This is a genomic window from Yersinia sp. 2540 StPb PI, from assembly GCF_052217165.1.
GTDB classification, from domain to species: Bacteria; Pseudomonadota; Gammaproteobacteria; order Enterobacterales; family Enterobacteriaceae; genus Yersinia; species Yersinia enterocolitica_E.
In genome coordinates, this window is the sequence record NZ_JAZGQC010000001.1 from 2,578,343 (window position 1) to 2,594,554 (window position 16,212).

A 16,212-nucleotide genomic window follows, 5' to 3' on the forward strand; every position below is an offset into this window, starting at 1 on the left:
GAGGTTTGATATTCATTAAAAATCACAACCAGGTTTAAATCGAATGTGATATTTGTGAGGGATGACGAATTATTCTGTTTTAAATTGGTTTTAAATGAATAAAAAACAGCTAAGGATAATCATGAGCAGAACACAAAATCTTCGTCACAATGTCATCAATCAGATGATCGACGCTATTGCCAAAGGGCATATTACATCACCACTTCCTTCTCAAGCTTCCCTGGCAGAAATGTACAGTATCAGCCGAACAACTGTGCGTAATACCCTGAGTCATTTAGATCACTGTGGCGTGTTGGAGAAGGTCGGCGACTACTACATTATTGTCAGAACACCCCAATCAGAGGACGGTTTTGATTGTATCAGTCAGTCACCAGACGCTCAGGCCGACGTATTTGAACGTGCTTTTTTTCAGATGATTAATCAACGTCAGCTTCGTGCAGGAGATTCCTTTTCAGAGTTACAACTTGCTCGTGCCGCCAATGTCAGCGCTGTGGTGGTTCGTGAGTTCTTACTGCGTTTTTGTCGTTATGACCTCATTGTTAATATCCGCCGTGGTCAGTGGAGCATGAAAAAATTTGATCAAAACTATGCTGAAAAGTTATTTGAGTTACGTGAAATGTTGGAAACGCATGCGCTAAATCGCTTTTTAAATCTTGCACATAGTGATGAGCGTTGGCTGCAAGCCAAAGAGCTATTGGCTCGCCATCGGCAATTGCGGGATACCATTGGCAGCAGCTATCGCATGTTTTCACAGTTAGATCGTGATTTTCATACCCTGATACTTTCTGCTGCTAATAACCCATTTTTTAATCAATCTCTGGAGATTATTTCAGTTATTTTCCACTTCCATTATCAATGGGATGAGAGCGATTTAAAGCAGCGCAATATCGTGGCGATAGAAGAGCATATGGCAATTTTAAGTGCGTTAATCTTTCGCAATGATCTGGATGCGGTGCGCGAGTTACGGCGTCATCTTGATACCGCTAAGCAATCAATGATTCGTTCGATCACGCAGTACAGCGAATGATTAACCACCTAGAGAGTATTGCTGAAAGCGCATGCTAAGATAAAAAACTGGATAAAAAACCGCATAAAAAACCATTAAGGACAGATAAAATCCAGCAAACTATTAATCATCTCACGTATTCATCACAAAGATATGCTGTATATAGAATGCCCACATTAACCTGAATTTCAGTTAACTTATCTCTCTATAGTTGACGCTGTAATAAGTCTGTTTTCTTGAGATTTTTATTTCCTAATCGATTCATATCGGCCAGGTTTTTCTATGAATCGCAATATGAATATATTATAAAGTTCAGGAGCTGGGCGTGGAAAAAAATAATGTCGTGATAAATAATGATGCGGGTGTATTAAACCCAATATCAGATGAAACCCCCAAGGTCATACTACATACAGAGCGTTCTAGTCGTATTAAAAGAATTCAAACCGTATCGATGGTTTTATTATTCTTGGCCGCAGTTATTAACTTTCTTGACCGTAGTTCTTTATCTGTAGCGAATTTAACCATTCGTGAAGAGCTAGGGCTAAGTGCCACGGAGATTGGTTTTCTGCTTTCCGCATTTTCTCTGGCATACGGTATTGCTCAACTGCCGTGTGGCCCGTTGTTAGACCGTAAAGGCCCGCGCATTATGTTAGGGCTAGGCATGTTTGTATGGTCATTCTTTCAGGCGCTATCCGGGGCAGTTCATACCTTTACGCAATTTATTCTGGTACGTATTGGGTTAGGTATCGGTGAGGCACCCATGAACCCTTGCGGTGTGAAAGTGATAAATGACTGATTCAATATTAAAGAACGTGGCCTGCCTATGGGGATATTTAATTCCGCGTCGACAATTGGTTTAGCCATCAGTCCACCTATTCTGGCCGCCATGATGATGGTTATCGGTTGGCGTGGGATGTTTATTACCATTGGTCTTCTGGGGATCGCACTTTCTATCGGTTGGTATCTGCTTTACCGTAATCGTGACAGTATCAATTTAACCGAAGCAGAACAAAAATATCTTGATGCTGGCAGTGTTAATGTAAGTCGTAAGCCTATGAATTTTAAAGAATGGCGTGGCTTATTCCGTAATCGGACTATGTGGGGCATGATGCTGGGCTTCAGTGGCGTCAATTATACCGCATGGCTCTATCTGGCATGGCTACCGGGCTATTTGCAGACAACGTATCATTTAAATCTTGCCAGCACTGGCATGTTTGCTTCTATTCCCTTTATTTTCGGCGCGGCAGGCATGTTATGTAATGGATTCATTACCGATTTTCTGGTCCGTCAGGGTATGGCTCCTTTAAAAAGCCGCAAAATATGCATTGCGGTCGGTATGTTGCTGTCAGCGGCATTTACCTCTGTCGTCGTCCGTGCTGACACTACCGGGAGTGCGGTTATATTAATAGGCATGGCACTGTTCTGTATTCACTTCGCTGGGACATCATGCTGGGGGCTTATACATGTCGCGGTCTCTTCTCGTATGACTGCATCGGTTGGCAGCATACAGAATTTTGCCAGTTTCATATTTGCATCATTTGCACCGGTGATAACGGGTTGGATAGTTGATACCACTCACTCATTTAGCCTGGCATTAACCATCTGTTCTTGCGTTACTGTCCTCGGGGCTCTGTCTTACATATTCATTGTACGTGAACCCATTTTAGATACCGCAAAATAAAATGAGCAAGGCCGATCAGAACTCTCGATGAGATAACGATCGGCCTTTCTTGGTTATCTTTGTGGCTGGCAATGATGGCGGCGCTTAAACCAGGATTGCATCATGCCTGGGCGTGAGAACATCACTAAATTACCTAATAGGATGAGTAGTAAACCAATAATGGCATTCAGGTGCCAGTGATAGCCTTCATAGAAGGTTGATATGGTTAGGGCCACCAGCGGAAATAACAAGGTGCTATAAGCCGCACCACTGGCTCCGATTCGTCCAATCAAGCTGAAATAGGCGGCAAATGCAATCACGGAACCGAAGATAGCCAGATACAGCAATGAGCCAAGGTAACGTGGCGTGAGTTCGAGAGTAAAAGAGTGTTGTTGAATCAGACTGAAAAGTCCCATCACTGCCGCACCATAAGTCATGGCATAAGCATTGGTTGACAGAATATCCAATCCCCTGCGTTGGTGGCGGCTACTGATCATATTACCCAGAGAAAAACCATAGGTACCCAGCAAACTTAAGCCAATACCTTTAAGTAATTCCGGGGCCATTTGTGTGGCGGTCAGGTCTTGCCAGAACAAAGCAACAATACCTATCATGCCGAGGATACTGGCTGGCAGCAGGTTAGGGCTAAGGCGTTGGCGAAAGAAAAGCATGCCATTGATGGCATTAAACAGTACCGCCATTGAGAAAATAACCGATTCCAGACCGCTACTGATATAAGCCGCAGCATGATAAAAACAGTAAAAATTAAAAGCAAAGACACAAACCCCTTGTGCCAGACAAAAAAGGTGGTCACGTACCGTGAGCTGGTGCAGTCGGCGGGCGAGCAGTAAAACGATCATCATGACACCGGCCGCCAGCACAAACCGATAAAAAATGGACACAGTAATAGCAACATCACCTTGCTGTTGTAGGGTAATAGCAATCCAGGTCGTTCCCCAGATCAGTACAACTAACAAATATAGCAGCGCGTTCATCGTTATTTCTCATCACAGCTAGAAAACAGCAGTATCCGGTATGGGAAGCAGAGGCGCTTTCAGCGGCTTGCTTTAAATTGCAAAATCTTGCGCATTTTTACGATAAATCACTGGAAAATATAGTCTGCCGTCTGGCAAGCCATTAAACTGGTTTCATCCGCGTACCCAAAGGAAGTCAGCGCAATGTTGGAACGGTATCAAGCCTTTGAAACCCTAAAAGAACACAAAGCGCGCTTGCATGATTGTGTGCAACTCGGCTCGGGTATTCAATTGGCTGCCTGGTCTAACCGTGATGACTGTATTACACAAGAAAGCCCTGATCACCACACCTTGAGCCTGTATGTTGCCGATGGCTATGAGTGCTATCACAAAACGCGCGCTGGCTGGAAAAATGGCGGTGGACCGGATCGTTTTTGTATTATGCCAAAGGGCAGCTTATCCAGTTGGGATGTGCGGGATGACCTGTCATTTGTACATTTGTATTGCACCGATAAGCATCTGCGCCAGCTAGCTGAACAAATTTGGGAGCGCAGCCCCCAGTCAATTCAGGTTGATGAACGAATTTTCGCAGAAGATCCGCAAATAACGTTGTTATATCGCCAATTTTTACTGAATTGTAACTGGCAAGAACAGGCCAATCATTTAGCCCTCAGTAGTGCTGCTACCTTGTTGATGACCCATTTATTAAAAAATTACACCCAGTTGCAGTGGGCGATCCCCATAATTCGCGGTGGGTTGTCTCCGGCAGTGTTAAAACGGGTGAAAGAGTATATTGACGAACATCTTTCACAGCCGTTGCTGTTGTCAGACCTTGCTGAACAGGCAGGGTTGAGTGAGTTCCATTTCGCACGGATGTTTAAGCAGAGTACTGGGCTGGCACCACATCAATTTGTGTTGAAAGCGCGGTTATCTCGCGCAGACCAGCTATTAAGACATAGTATGATGCCGCTTATTCACATTGCCCTGGAGTGTGGTTTCAGCTCTGCCAGCCACTTCAGTAACTGTTTTAAAGTGGCTTATGGCCTAACGCCCTCGACTATTCGGCAACGCTAATCACAGCACGCTATAAGGGGCAACTTAGGTCACCTTCAGCACAATCAAGGAATGACTGTAGTTCTGCCGAGCGAGCTTCAGTTTTGTGGGTCAAACAAGCCGAGATAATCATAGGATGCACTGAACCGCCTTCGGTGGCTGAGGATTGGAAGGTACAATCTGCGTCACGGTATTTTATCCAGGTAAGTTGCGCACTCTTTAATAATGCTCTTTGGGCAACTGGGGTTTTGGCCAAAACCTGTTTATAAATACGGTTTAGTTCGGTATCGGCTTTCTTATAATCTAAATTTGCGCACTGGTTCATATCCAGTTGTGTCAGTGCGTTCTGGCAGTCAAGTGCCAATGCCTGGTGGACGGGTAATGCCAGTAGCGATATCAATATGATCTTCTTTAACATGATTATTTCTCCCAAATAATAGTCAAAAATAATGTTAGCCCCACATTAAATAATGTGAGGCTCAGAATTATATTACATTGGTTTCTTAGGTACCCACTCAATCTCTTTTTTCATCTCAGTAATTTTTTTGTTCGGTGATTTTTTACAAACATCAATCACTTTTGGTGTGTAGACCTGGTCTATTTCCTGGAAATCGACGCTATCGCCTTTTTTATACTGGATATCCTGGTTTAGGATCCAGAAAGCGACGGGGGTCATACTTTTCGGATTAAGATCAAGGAATTCTTTGCAGGTCATCTCTGTTGGGGTAGTGGGTGATGATGCCGCGAATACTGTGTTAACGGTTACGAGCATGAGTGTCACAATGACACTCTTAAGCAGTGATTTATAGAACATGACTATTTCCTTATCTATATATTATATTTCAACTGATATTATTGTTACATGGATGAGAGTTATATCTCGTTATTTAGCATGAGCTATAAAGGTATATCTTGCCAGCGCCAAGCTTAATTTATCGGGAGGAGGGGGTAAGACGGATTATTATTTTCCGCTGGTGTTCCTCTTATGTATCTGATTTGCATGAAAGAGATTTAATAGTGACTTATATAAGATTGGTAAACGTAGCTAGCAACAGTAATTTGTTATATTTTTTTGTTTCTTTATTGATTATGACAGGGTTATTTATTTTGAAATAAAAAGCAGAGCAACAAAATATGCCTGCTTTCAATTTATCTGTTGTTACAATAGTATTAGCTATACTAATAAATATAACATATTAAACTTTGTGGTTTTTATCTGATAGCGGTGGCGGGCATGGATACTTGCCATCATGTTGCGGCGGGATTTTTGCTGGTTGGCCATCATGATGTTCTTTCGCTGGCGGCAACGGGCGGCCACTCTTGTCTTTTGGCGGTTCAGGCGGGCGTTTACATCTCACTCCCGATTGTTTTTGTGCTTCTTTATTAATAGGTTGTGTGGCAAAGCTAGAGGCTGCATTCAATAGCAACACTGATACATCACAAAACATCAGTAACTTCTTCATTCTCGCTCCAGTTATTCAATAGGAATACATCATCACCATAACGGATTGTTCTTTCAGTTTTCTTGGCGAGATTTGTAATGATATTATCAAGTTGAGTGTCTGTAGTTATCTATTAGAGAGTATCATCATTCCAAACCTACACTGATTCATTGGTGTATGTTATAGTTCACAGTGTTATTATTAGCACCATCAGTAGACTGGTTATAATTTCATTTTTTCTTGTTCTAAATTATAGGTGATTTACTTTATGTCTTTATTTTCTTTTTATCATAACTGCCTGAATGCTTTGACTGGGAAAGTATTTGGTCAGCACCGTAAAGGTGAACCAGTGAAGAGAGAGAATGGGAAAGATAAATTATCTAATCTTCAACTGGATGTACTGTTGAATGCGGAAAAACAGGTCGCGATTATTACCACCGACTTAGAGAGTCGGATCACCATATTTAATGTGGGCGCGGAGCGAATGTTTGGCTATTCTAAAGATGAAGTCTTGGGATGCCCTATTTCGGATATACTGCATATTCCAGAGTTTGGTAAGGATCAAGCTGAGCTGGATTATTTATTGCTTAATCGGCGTGATGCCAGCGAGTGGTGTTATCAGCGCCAAGATGGGAAACGTTTCTGGGGAGCACTTAGTGTCCATGAAATAACTGCCGATAATAACCAGACCGTGGGTTATATTAGTGTGATTGCTGATGTTTCGGAAAGAAAATTCCTGCTGATGAAGCTGGAAGAAAGTAAGCAGATGATGGATCGTTTAACTAAGAATTTACCAGCAATGATTTATGCTTATTATTTAGATGCAGAGGGTAAATCTTATTTTAAATATTGTAGCGAGGGTGTCAGAAAAATATTTGCTCTGTCACCGGCTGATGTTTTGTATGTGCCCAGAGAGGAAAACCCTCTGTTTAGCCGCGTGCATACTGACGATATGGATATGCTAAAACAGGCGGTAGCCATCTCTCAACAGAATCTATCTGTCTGGCGCTGCGATTTTCGCGTGGTGTTGCCGGGCAAAGGTACACACTGGCTCCATGGTGAGTCTTTCCCGACGCTTCAGGATGATGGGGCTGTTATTTGGTATGGCTCGTTTTTCGATATTACTGAACTTAAACAGTCAGAATCGATCCTCAAGGCGTTGTCACAAACCGATGTATTAACTGGGGTCGCCAATCGTCGCCACTTTGATGATATCTATCAGCACATCTGGCAAAAAAACCGGATCGAAGGCGGTTCTCTGTCTGTGTTGATGATCGATTTTGATAATTTCAAAAGCTTTAACGACCTTTATGGCCATGCAATGGGGGATGTTTGTTTGAAATCCATTGTCGAAACTTTGTCAAAATCTATTCGTGGTGGTTCAGATATTTTGGCGCGCTATGGCGGCGAGGAGTTTATTGTATTGCTAGCACCCAGTACCCTGGCGGATGCGAAAGCGGTTGCCGAGCGCATGCGTCACTCCATTGAGGAGTTAGATATTCCCCATGGGATGTCGCCAGAGGGGCGGGTGACCATCAGCATTGGTGTGGCTTCGGTATCCGCGCCGGGTGAGTCTATTTCGGCGACAGACTTGTCGGATGCTGCGGATAAAGCGTTATATCGGGCGAAAACCACGGGGAAAAACCGCGTGGAAGCGGTGGTGCTGAACTGATACGTAAAGAGCGTGTGGGGCAGGGAAGAGAGTCATTACTGCCCCACAGAGAGTCGATTTAGGATAGTTAATGTCTAGTTGTCGTGATCCTGAGCTTCACGCAGGCGCTCTTGCTCTTCAGCTATAACCGCTTTGATTTCCTCCAGTACACCCTCAACATCAGCCGCTTCGGTGCTTTCTGCAAACTCACCAGTCAGTTGCGTTTCTGGATGCAGTTTGCCATCCTCATAAAGTGCCCACATCTCTTTGGCATACTTACGATTAAGCAGTTCTGGTGCGTATTGGCCATAATAGTGTGTCATGTTTGCGACATCCCGCTCCAGCATGGCTTTAGCATGATTGTTCGCCGCAGCATTGACGGCTTGCGGTAAATCGATAATGACCGGGCCCTCTTTATCAATTAAGACATTAAACTCTGATAAATCGCCATGAACCAGACCGGCGCAAAGCATCCGTACCACATATTGGATCATCAATGCATGGTCAATCAGCGCTTGTTCTCTGCTAAATGGCACATCACTCAGGCGAGGGGCGGCAAGGCCATCTGCATCGGTGACCAGTTCCATCAATAAAACACCATCAAGGCATGCATAAGGTTGGGGTACCCGAACACCGGCATTGGCGAGCAGGTACAAGGCATCCACCTCGGCAGTTTGCCAGGTCTCTTCCTGTTGCTTGCGGCCAAATTTAGAACCTTTGGCCATGGCTCGCGCGTCACGACTGTTACGAACCTTACGCCCTTCCTGATACTGAACAGCCTGTTTGAAACTGCGGTTTTCAGCTTCTTTATAGACTTTAGCGCAGCGGATATCCTGCCCACAACGGACAACGTATACATCAGCTTCTTTGCCACTTTTCAAACGACGGATGACTTCGTCAACCAAGCCGTCATCAACCAGCGGTTGGATTCGTTTTGGAATTTTCATGGCGTCCTTGTACCCTATTTAAGCCCGCGATGGAATGGCTTTGGCTGAATTTTCCTTCAGTTTACCATTCGCGCCCATCAGCGGGTGGGTTTTTACTGAGTATCAGGCAGCACTGAACTGGGCATTATGCAATTTTGCATAGGCGCCTTTACGGGCCAGCAATTCATAATGGTCGCCCTGTTCCACAATCCCTTCCTTATCGACCACAATGATACGATCGGCATTTTGAATCGTGGCTAAGCGATGGGCAATCACCAACGTCGTTCTGCCTTGTGATAATTCCGTTAGCGCAAGCTGGATGGCTTGCTCAGTGGCAGTATCAAGCGCGGAGGTCGCTTCATCCAGAATCAAAATCGGTGGATTTTTCAGGAAAATACGTGCAATTGACAAGCGCTGTTTCTGCCCACCGGATAATTTTACTCCGCGCTCACCAACAACGGTATCCAGTCCATCAGGCAAGCTTTCAATCAACTCATCTAGCCGGGCTTGTTGTGCTGCAACCATTATTTCATCGTCGCTGGCATCGAGTTTACCGTAAGCAATATTCTCACGGATAGATCCGCCGAATAAGAAAACGTCCTGCTGAACAATACCGATATTATTACGCAATGATTGTTGAGTCATATCACGGATATCAATACCATCAATCGTGATTGCCCCCTCATCGAGTTCATAAAAGCGGGGCAGCAGTGAGCATAATGTGGTTTTACCCGCCCCCGATGGCCCGACGAATGCCACAGTTTCGCCAGCCCGGATTTGCAGGTTCAAATGGGTGAAAATTTTATTCTGTGGTGAATAACCGAAACTGACATTGTGATAACAAATATCGCCATGCAAATGGCCAACAGGGCGAGCGTTTGGTTGGTCGACAATATCAGGCAGTGTATCTATCAATTGAGTGAATCGCTTAAAACCGGCAATTCCTTTCGGATAACTTTCCAGTACTGAGGTTATTTTCGCCACCGGGCGAAAAAACACTTCAACTAATAACAGAAAGCCGACAAAACCGCCGTAACTCAACTGGTCATGCACGACGTACCAGGTACCGGCAACCATCACAATTAACTGCACCAGACGGGTACTGAGGTAGCTCATGGTCATACTGGTGGTCATGATGCGGTAAGCCCGCAATTTGGTGGTGCGGTAGCTTTCGTTATCTGCGGCGAACAATTTCTTTTCATGAGATTCATTAGCGAAAGCTTTGACGACACGAATACCGCCGATACTTTCCTCAATGCGGGCATTAAAATTGCCAACTTGACCAAACAGTTTGCGCCAGGTCTCGGTCATCTGTGAACCGTAGCGGCTGACCAGATAGGTCATAAAGGGTACGATGATGATGGTGAGCATCGCCAGTGGTAAATGGACGGATGCCATCAAAATGAATGCACCGATAAAGGTCATAACGGCAATAAAAAGATCTTCAGGGCCGTGGTGGGCAATTTCTCCAACCTCTTCAAGGTCTTTGGTGACGTGGGTGATAATATGGCCGGTCTTCATATTGTCGTAATAGCTGAATGATAACTTTTGCAGATGGCTAAAAGCCTGGCGGCGCATGTCGGTTTCGATACCCACACCCAATGCGTGCCCCCAGTAGTTAACAATCGCCATTAGCGCAGTATTGAGCAGATAAATCATCAACAGGCCAGTTGCCGCCCAAACGATCAACACCCAATCTTGATTGGGAAGTAATTTATCAATGAACAGTTTTACCGCCATCGGGAAACTCAACTCCAGCAGCCCGGCCAAAATGGCACAGCCAAAGTCCAGATAAAAAAGCCCTTTGTACGGGGCATAATAAGAAAAGAAACGGCGGAGCATTGGGGTATCCTTACAATTACAGAGGAGAAATCGGTACAAATGTCGGAAAGAGCTGTTCGCTGCATTATAAATGTAAATGGTTCTTAATAGCATTTATTTTGCTATTTATTATCCGATAATAGAATTCTTATCTGTGAGAATATGCATTGAAGCCAAGATTATATCGAGTATTGTTAGTCAGAAAATAGCGAGGAGCAGTAGCAATGAATTTGACCATGACAGATGCCCCAACGACTGAAGATATTGCAGAAATCATTGAGGGATTGAAGGCTTTTAACCGTAAATTTGTTGGTGATAATGGTCGTAAACCATTAGCCGTATTTATCACAGGAGAAGGTGGCGAAAAGTTGGGAGGGATTACCGGATATACATTAGGTAATTGCCTGAGTATTGAGTTGTTATGGGTATCGGATGCATTACGTCACTCAGGGGCTGGTACTAACTTGATGAACGCAGCCGAACAGGAAGCAATACAGCGGGGATGCAAGTTTGCCCAAGTAGATACATTCAGCTTCCAGGCTCGCCCGTTCTATGAAAAACAGGGTTATCAATTGAAAATGACGCTAGAAAATGTACTGGGTGAGTACCACCGTTATTATTTGACTAAAAATTTGATTAACGAGTTTGGCGGCACAAACCGACCATGCGCAGTTTAAATTCAAACAGTATCAAGGCCTATGTCTAATAGGTCTATTTTGTTACTGATACATAAAGAGGCTACCGCTGTGAGTATATATACGCCTTAATATTAGTGTCACGCCCACTCAACAGTGAATATTCAGCTTTTAAAGGAGGCTCACATTTTCTCTGAATTGCATCTATAGGCGTGGGTCTTCTATTAGGTTATTCTGTTTTACATTGGATTAGTTAATGTAAATGGAAATGAATATGGCGGCTTCATCAAATAAAAAGCTCTCGCTGTGGTCATTAACCTCGCTGGTCGTGGGTTCAATGATAGGTGCTGGTATTTTCTCTTTACCTGCTACATTCGGCCGAGCAACCGGAGGCTTGGGTGCCATCATCGCGTGGATTATTGCTGGTGGCGGAATGTTAACTCTGGCCTTTGTTTTTCAGACTTTGGCACAACGTAAGCCAGATTTGGATTCCGGTGTTTATATTTATGCTAAAACTGGATTTGGTGATTATGCCGGTTTTGCCTCAGCCATTGGTTTTTGGGCTGGCGCCTGTATCGGCAGTGTTTCCTATTTTGTTTTGATCAAATCAACATTGGGAGCCTTCTTCCCACTATTTGGTGATGGTAATACGTTATCCGCAGTCTTAATTGCGTCATTAATCTTGTGGAGTTTTCATTTTATGGTGCTACGCGGTATCAAAGAAGCCGCAGCAATCAATACTATTGCCACTTTTGCTAAAGTTATTCCGATATTTATTTTTGTTATTGTGCTGGCATTTGCATTTCATACAGATACGTTTGCATTAAACTTCTGGGGTTCCCAATCTTTGTCTGGTGTCGGTGATCTCTCCCATTTGGATGACTATGGTTATACCGGTCATGCGGCATTAGATATTGGTGCAACATCAGAGACACTATTTGCTCAAGTGCGCAGTACTATGTTGGTCACCGTATTTGTTTTTGTGGGCATTGAAGGGGCGAGTGTTTATTCCCGTTACGCTAAAGAAAGAAAGCATGTTGGTATTGCTACTGTTCTCGGTTTTATTGGTGTTTTATGTTTACTGGTATTAGTGACAATGCTTTCCTATGGTGTGCTGCTTCGTCCTGATCTTGCTGCTTTACGGCAACCCTCAATGGCTGGGGTGTTAGAACATATAGTGGGTCGATGGGGCGCTATATTTATCAGCATCGGGCTGATTATCTCCGTTATGGGCGCATATCTGTCATGGACCCTATTGGCGGCTGAAGCACTCTATTCCGCAGCAAAAAGTAATATCATGCCGCAGATATTTGCAACGGAGAATAAGCGCGGGGTGCCATCGGCAGCGGTTTGGATGTCGAATATTTTTATCCAATTATTCTTAATTGTTACGCTCTTCACTGAGTATGCGTTTCAGTTGGCACTGGAACTCACCAGCTCATTAGTTTTGATCCCCTATTTGCTGGTTGCGGCTTATGGGTTGAAATTGGCCTGGACCCGAGAAACCTATTCGGCAGGTTCGGTCGAGCTGAAGAAAGATTTTATTTTTGCTTTGATAGCAACACTATATGCCATATTAATGGTCTACGCGGGCGGGTTGAAATACATATTACTGTCAGCAGTGATATATGGTCCGGGAACTGTGCTGTTTATCATCGCGAAGCGTGAGCAAAAGAAAGCAATATTCGCGCCGATTGAAAAATGTCTTTTTGCCGTGGCCATGATTACCGCTTTAGCCGCTCTGTATAGCCTCGCCACAGGGATAATTACGGTATAATAACGGCGGTGATACAGTAATTGTCTACTGAACAGAGATGACATTATATTATCGCCACAAACACTTAACTAAAACTAATGTATTTTGCGCCTATCCCTAACTTTACAATAGATGGGCTTGATCTATAACACAGAGTACGACAGGATCGCGTTGGAATAACTAATGGTTAGGTTGATATCCGATAGAAATGTATCCATTATAAAACGCGATTTTTCTTATATAGAGTTAGGATTGGTGTGCGCCAATCAGTAGGTATTGCTTTGAAAAAACAACAAAATATTACCCCGAATAGTGATTATTCTGCGGGAATTGGCGATGCGCAATTTGCGCTCGTGGTTTTACTTACAACATCATGTTTGCTGATTGCAATAACATTGATTGCGATCCTATGGCTAATCTAATGATACGCCATAGAAATTAGGGGGAATGTATGGATAAGAGCTTGTTTGATGACAACAAAGTCATCGCATTGATCGGTTTACTGTTGGCGGCACTCATTGTTGTCAGTGTCATGTTTGCGATGACCTATATGGCGGATCGCCAACGTAACGAAGCACAACCTATTGATGTACAGAATTGCTATAAAAAGAACTGAAAAGCGTTATTCGCCGGAGAGCAGTGGTAAGCATTCAGGCGAATCGTGGGTATTGCGGAGTGTTATGCCAGCTTCTGATGAATAGCATGCAAGGGCAACGCGATATTCAGGTCAATATCAGTATTTTGCCTGAAATCATACGGAGTGATACCGTAACGTTTTCTGAACATGTAAGTAAAATGTGACTGTGAGCCAAAGCCAAAGTCCAATGCGATATCAAAAATCGTACTATCACTACTTCTTAGTTGATAAACCGCGCCCGCTAAGCGTCTTTCCCGAATGTATTTACCCAGCGATACCCCGGTCACTTCTTTAAATATTTTCTGCATATGCCAAAGCGAATAGCCTGAATACACGGCTAACTCTTCAAGGTAGATGACCCGCCCTAGATGGGTTTCGACCCATTTACTGAGGGCGCAGACTAACGCGAGATGATTTTCTTGTGACATTATTTAGTCTGTTTTTTCTGGATAGGAGTAGAGCAGTATACACAAGTTGAATCGAACAACACAAAACACCAAATTGCTCCCGATTGAACAAAATAGACCATAAAGACTTTTCAGACAGTGTTTGCAAAAGATTTTTCTGGTGCCATAGTAAAAGGGTAGTGTCATCAGGAAGGGGTCTATCCCGAGGATAAAGGGTTGAGTTTGGAAAAATAGAAATTAAAAATGATGAGGTGATCGCATGTTAATAACGGTGATTATGACTCTGATAGCGGTTGTCGGCGTAACCGTTTTTTTAAAGATGCCAGTAATGGTCCTGCATAAAGGTAAAGGCGCAGGAGGTGATGAACTGTGAGATTAGGAATATTGTGATCGATCTACATCTAATGAGTTTCCTCTAGAACCAGGTGATTGATAATTTCATGCCTGGTTTTTTTATATCCCCCCTTCGTACTGACGTTAGCTTTCTTGCCATCTCATATCTGCTTCTTTCTCGCAAAAAGAGGGGGCAATTGATTGATTAAGCACATCATCGACATCGGTTGTAGGTATTTCATTAGCCGAGGATAATGCCAGTCTCTCGAGTCGACAAGAGCAGTGCAGGTTAAAGAAATATTTCAGCAAGCGTGATATCCTTTTACGATATTACTGAGAAGGAATTATGCATGTCTGAAATGTTTACTAATGACCAAGAGCTGGTGTCAGACTTGGTTGCCTGCCAACTGGTGATTAAGCAAATCCTTGATGTGATTGATATCATTGCTCCGGTGGAGGTGCGAGATAAAATGTCCCATCAACTTAAAGCTATTGATTTCTCTACACACCCGGCAGGGGCGGACCCAGTGACTAAGCGAGCGATTGAGAAAGCCATTGCATTAATTGATATGAAATTTAGCCAAAAATAACCGCTACCGTTTAAGGCTGTCTGCAAGTAGGGCGGTAGTATCAGGCTAGCGGCCGTGGGGGAAATGCACTGCGGGTTATGAATAGCAAACCCGCAGTTCAATTATTCAAAAACGTTATTGCCGATCTTTTTCACTAATGGGCAGTTACTGACACCAATGACACCATTTTCACCGTTTATAAATTGAGCGGTTGTAACAGTTCTTGCCGTCAGATATTTACACTGCAAACCAATGCCTGCGGCGTTTTTCTCACTGCCAATAAGCACGCCATAGCCTGAAAAGAGAAGGCCCAAGTATATGATTGCTGCCACCAGAACCAGTCTGAATAAACTCATGTAGTCACTCCATGTAATTAGTTTTACTTATTTTTTAGGATAAATATTTAACAGTTTAACGAGTAATGATAAGTTAGTTAATAGTAAAAATCCTAAATCATATTGATTTATAAGACTAAACAGTAAATTCTTATAAAAAATGTTGTTACAGAGCTATAGTGCACATCAGTAATTACATTTTGGCTATAAATGGTTGATGTTTAATACAGTATAATTAAAAAAAACATTACGGAAGGTGCCCGATTTGAACATTAAGAAACTTGTTGCAGCGGTAGGGATCATTGCCGTTTGCTGCTTGTTTTATCTATTAGCCCTTGATAGTTATTGCGATCAGGGGGGGACTTTTTCTACCGGTATTTGTGCTATCACTTCGATTATTCCATGGTAAGGATAGCCTATTATGCTTAGCTATAATAACGATAAATAACTATTACTATTCGTTATCGTTATTAAGTATGAATCACTTATTCAGATCCCCTTTGTGGTGGGCAGAGTGATAAGATAGCGCCTTAGCCACGTATGTCATAGGGTCGTCAATGTTAGATACAAATATGGGGGCACTGGGTGTCATCCCAATTGCTTTATCGCTGCTTACTGTCATTTTCTTCTTGATAGTCTGGTTCTTTTTGAGCCGTGCCAGTGTACGAGCAAATGAACAAATCCGTTTGTTACACGAAATTGCCGAACAACAAAAACGGCAAACCGAATTGCTCAATGCTTTACTGGAAAATGCTACGGGTGTCAGGCATGAGCAAGACGATAGTGATATTGTCTCGCCTCTCGACTTTAAAGGGTTTATTCCAGAGCGATAAATCCCCCCGGTTCTGATGCTGTCACCCGGCGGTATCAGAATATCGTCGTAGCCAGAGTGATGGTTTCTCCTGCATAGCCGGCATTATCTTTTTGCGCGATGTGAGTTTGCCCCTTTATTTAGCCCAATATACTGCTCTGATTGTCATAAATTTGTCTTATTTTCGCCGTAATGT

Annotated in this window: 17 protein-coding genes and 1 pseudogene; 10 read left to right on the top strand and 8 right to left on the bottom strand. The window is 43.4% G+C overall.

Going from position 1 to position 16,212, the window contains the following annotated elements; translation table 11 throughout:
• Positions 1 to 121: 121 nt before the first annotated feature.
• Together V1956_RS11715 and V1956_RS11720 are read left to right on the top strand one after the other, a co-directional pair.
• On the top strand, positions 122 to 1,027 hold the full coding sequence (locus V1956_RS11715; protein ID WP_083158567.1) for a GntR family transcriptional regulator: 906 nt from the start codon (positions 122 to 124) through the stop codon (positions 1,025 to 1,027).
• A 430-nt stretch (positions 1,028 to 1,457) separates the two neighbouring features.
• Positions 1,458 to 2,687, top strand: a pseudogene (locus tag V1956_RS11720) (MFS transporter).
• A gap of 53 nt (positions 2,688 to 2,740) precedes the next feature.
• Here the strand turns inward: V1956_RS11720 and V1956_RS11725 are convergent.
• A complete protein-coding gene (locus tag V1956_RS11725; RefSeq protein ID WP_372559229.1) occupies positions 2,741 to 3,661 on the bottom strand; it encodes a DMT family transporter in 921 nt (306 codons plus the stop codon).
• Positions 3,662 to 3,844: 183 nt separating this feature from the next.
• On the opposite strand from V1956_RS11725, the gene V1956_RS11730 reads away from it, so the two are divergent.
• Positions 3,845 to 4,714, top strand: a complete 870-nt coding sequence (locus tag V1956_RS11730; protein WP_442825145.1) for a helix-turn-helix domain-containing protein — start codon at positions 3,845 to 3,847, stop codon at positions 4,712 to 4,714.
• A gap of 10 nt (positions 4,715 to 4,724) precedes the next feature.
• On the opposite strand, the gene V1956_RS11735 is transcribed toward V1956_RS11730, so the two are convergent.
• The 3 genes from V1956_RS11735 to V1956_RS11745 all read right to left on the bottom strand — a co-directional run bounded on the left by V1956_RS11735 (position 4,725) and on the right by V1956_RS11745 (position 6,156).
• The gene (locus tag V1956_RS11735) at positions 4,725 to 5,111 is read right to left on the bottom strand and encodes a lysozyme inhibitor LprI family protein (protein ID WP_372559227.1); all 387 of its coding nucleotides are present in this window, start codon (positions 5,109 to 5,111) and stop codon (positions 4,725 to 4,727) included.
• Between the two features lie 72 nt (positions 5,112 to 5,183).
• Positions 5,184 to 5,507, bottom strand: a complete 324-nt coding sequence (gene hdeB / locus V1956_RS11740; protein ID WP_372559226.1) for an acid-activated periplasmic chaperone HdeB — start codon at positions 5,505 to 5,507, stop codon at positions 5,184 to 5,186.
• 382 nt (positions 5,508 to 5,889) lie between these two features.
• The gene (locus tag V1956_RS11745) at positions 5,890 to 6,156 is read right to left on the bottom strand and encodes a hypothetical protein (RefSeq protein ID WP_442825146.1); all 267 of its coding nucleotides are present in this window, start codon (positions 6,154 to 6,156) and stop codon (positions 5,890 to 5,892) included.
• Between the two features lie 247 nt (positions 6,157 to 6,403).
• Here V1956_RS11745 and V1956_RS11750 point away from each other — a divergent pair, with 247 nt between their 5' ends.
• Positions 6,404 to 7,807 carry a sensor domain-containing diguanylate cyclase gene (locus V1956_RS11750; RefSeq protein ID WP_442825147.1) on the top strand — a complete coding sequence of 468 codons (1,404 nt, stop codon included), beginning with the start codon at positions 6,404 to 6,406 and terminating at the stop codon, positions 7,805 to 7,807.
• Positions 7,808 to 7,881: 74 nt separating this feature from the next.
• Here V1956_RS11750 and V1956_RS11755 read toward each other — a convergent pair whose 3' ends face one another.
• Positions 7,882 to 8,733 carry a PA4780 family RIO1-like protein kinase gene (locus V1956_RS11755; RefSeq protein WP_083158573.1) on the bottom strand — a complete coding sequence of 284 codons (852 nt, stop codon included), beginning with the start codon at positions 8,731 to 8,733 and terminating at the stop codon, positions 7,882 to 7,884.
• A 102-nt stretch (positions 8,734 to 8,835) separates the two neighbouring features.
• Positions 8,836 to 10,554 (bottom strand): ABC transporter ATP-binding protein, encoded by a 1,719-nt coding sequence (locus V1956_RS11760; RefSeq protein WP_372559223.1) that lies wholly within the window; start codon positions 10,552 to 10,554, stop codon positions 8,836 to 8,838.
• Positions 10,555 to 10,757: 203 nt separating this feature from the next.
• Here V1956_RS11760 and V1956_RS11765 point away from each other — a divergent pair, with 203 nt between their 5' ends.
• The 3 genes from V1956_RS11765 (at position 10,758) to V1956_RS11775 (ending at position 13,540) form a co-directional block, all read left to right on the top strand.
• On the top strand, positions 10,758 to 11,210 hold the full coding sequence (locus tag V1956_RS11765; RefSeq protein ID WP_372559222.1) for a GNAT family N-acetyltransferase: 453 nt from the start codon (positions 10,758 to 10,760) through the stop codon (positions 11,208 to 11,210).
• Between the two features lie 232 nt (positions 11,211 to 11,442).
• The gene (locus V1956_RS11770) at positions 11,443 to 12,945 is read left to right on the top strand and encodes a basic amino acid/polyamine antiporter (protein WP_372559221.1); all 1,503 of its coding nucleotides are present in this window, start codon (positions 11,443 to 11,445) and stop codon (positions 12,943 to 12,945) included.
• A gap of 430 nt (positions 12,946 to 13,375) precedes the next feature.
• Complete coding sequence (locus V1956_RS11775; RefSeq protein WP_083158578.1) at positions 13,376 to 13,540, top strand: hypothetical protein; 165 nt, start codon at positions 13,376 to 13,378, stop codon at positions 13,538 to 13,540.
• A gap of 62 nt (positions 13,541 to 13,602) precedes the next feature.
• On the opposite strand, the gene V1956_RS11780 is transcribed toward V1956_RS11775, so the two are convergent.
• On the bottom strand, positions 13,603 to 13,989 hold the full coding sequence (locus V1956_RS11780) for a helix-turn-helix domain-containing protein (RefSeq protein ID WP_038632374.1): 387 nt from the start codon (positions 13,987 to 13,989) through the stop codon (positions 13,603 to 13,605).
• A gap of 662 nt (positions 13,990 to 14,651) precedes the next feature.
• Here V1956_RS11780 and V1956_RS11785 point away from each other — a divergent pair.
• Positions 14,652 to 14,891, top strand: coding sequence for a DUF2766 family protein (locus V1956_RS11785; RefSeq protein ID WP_083158579.1), 240 nt, complete (start codon positions 14,652 to 14,654; stop codon positions 14,889 to 14,891).
• 101 nt (positions 14,892 to 14,992) lie between these two features.
• Here the strand turns inward: V1956_RS11785 and V1956_RS11790 are convergent, their stop codons facing one another.
• Positions 14,993 to 15,226, bottom strand: a complete 234-nt coding sequence (locus tag V1956_RS11790; RefSeq protein WP_102970397.1) for a YobH family protein — start codon at positions 15,224 to 15,226, stop codon at positions 14,993 to 14,995.
• 244 nt (positions 15,227 to 15,470) lie between these two features.
• On the opposite strand from V1956_RS11790, the gene V1956_RS11795 reads away from it, so the two are divergent.
• Both V1956_RS11795 and V1956_RS11800 read left to right on the top strand, forming a co-directional pair.
• Positions 15,471 to 15,614, top strand: a complete 144-nt coding sequence (locus V1956_RS11795; protein WP_372559220.1) for a PhoP/PhoQ regulator MgrB — start codon at positions 15,471 to 15,473, stop codon at positions 15,612 to 15,614.
• A gap of 148 nt (positions 15,615 to 15,762) precedes the next feature.
• Positions 15,763 to 16,038 (top strand): YebO family protein, encoded by a 276-nt coding sequence (locus V1956_RS11800; protein ID WP_083158580.1) that lies wholly within the window; start codon positions 15,763 to 15,765, stop codon positions 16,036 to 16,038.
• Positions 16,039 to 16,212: the final 174 nt, after the last annotated feature.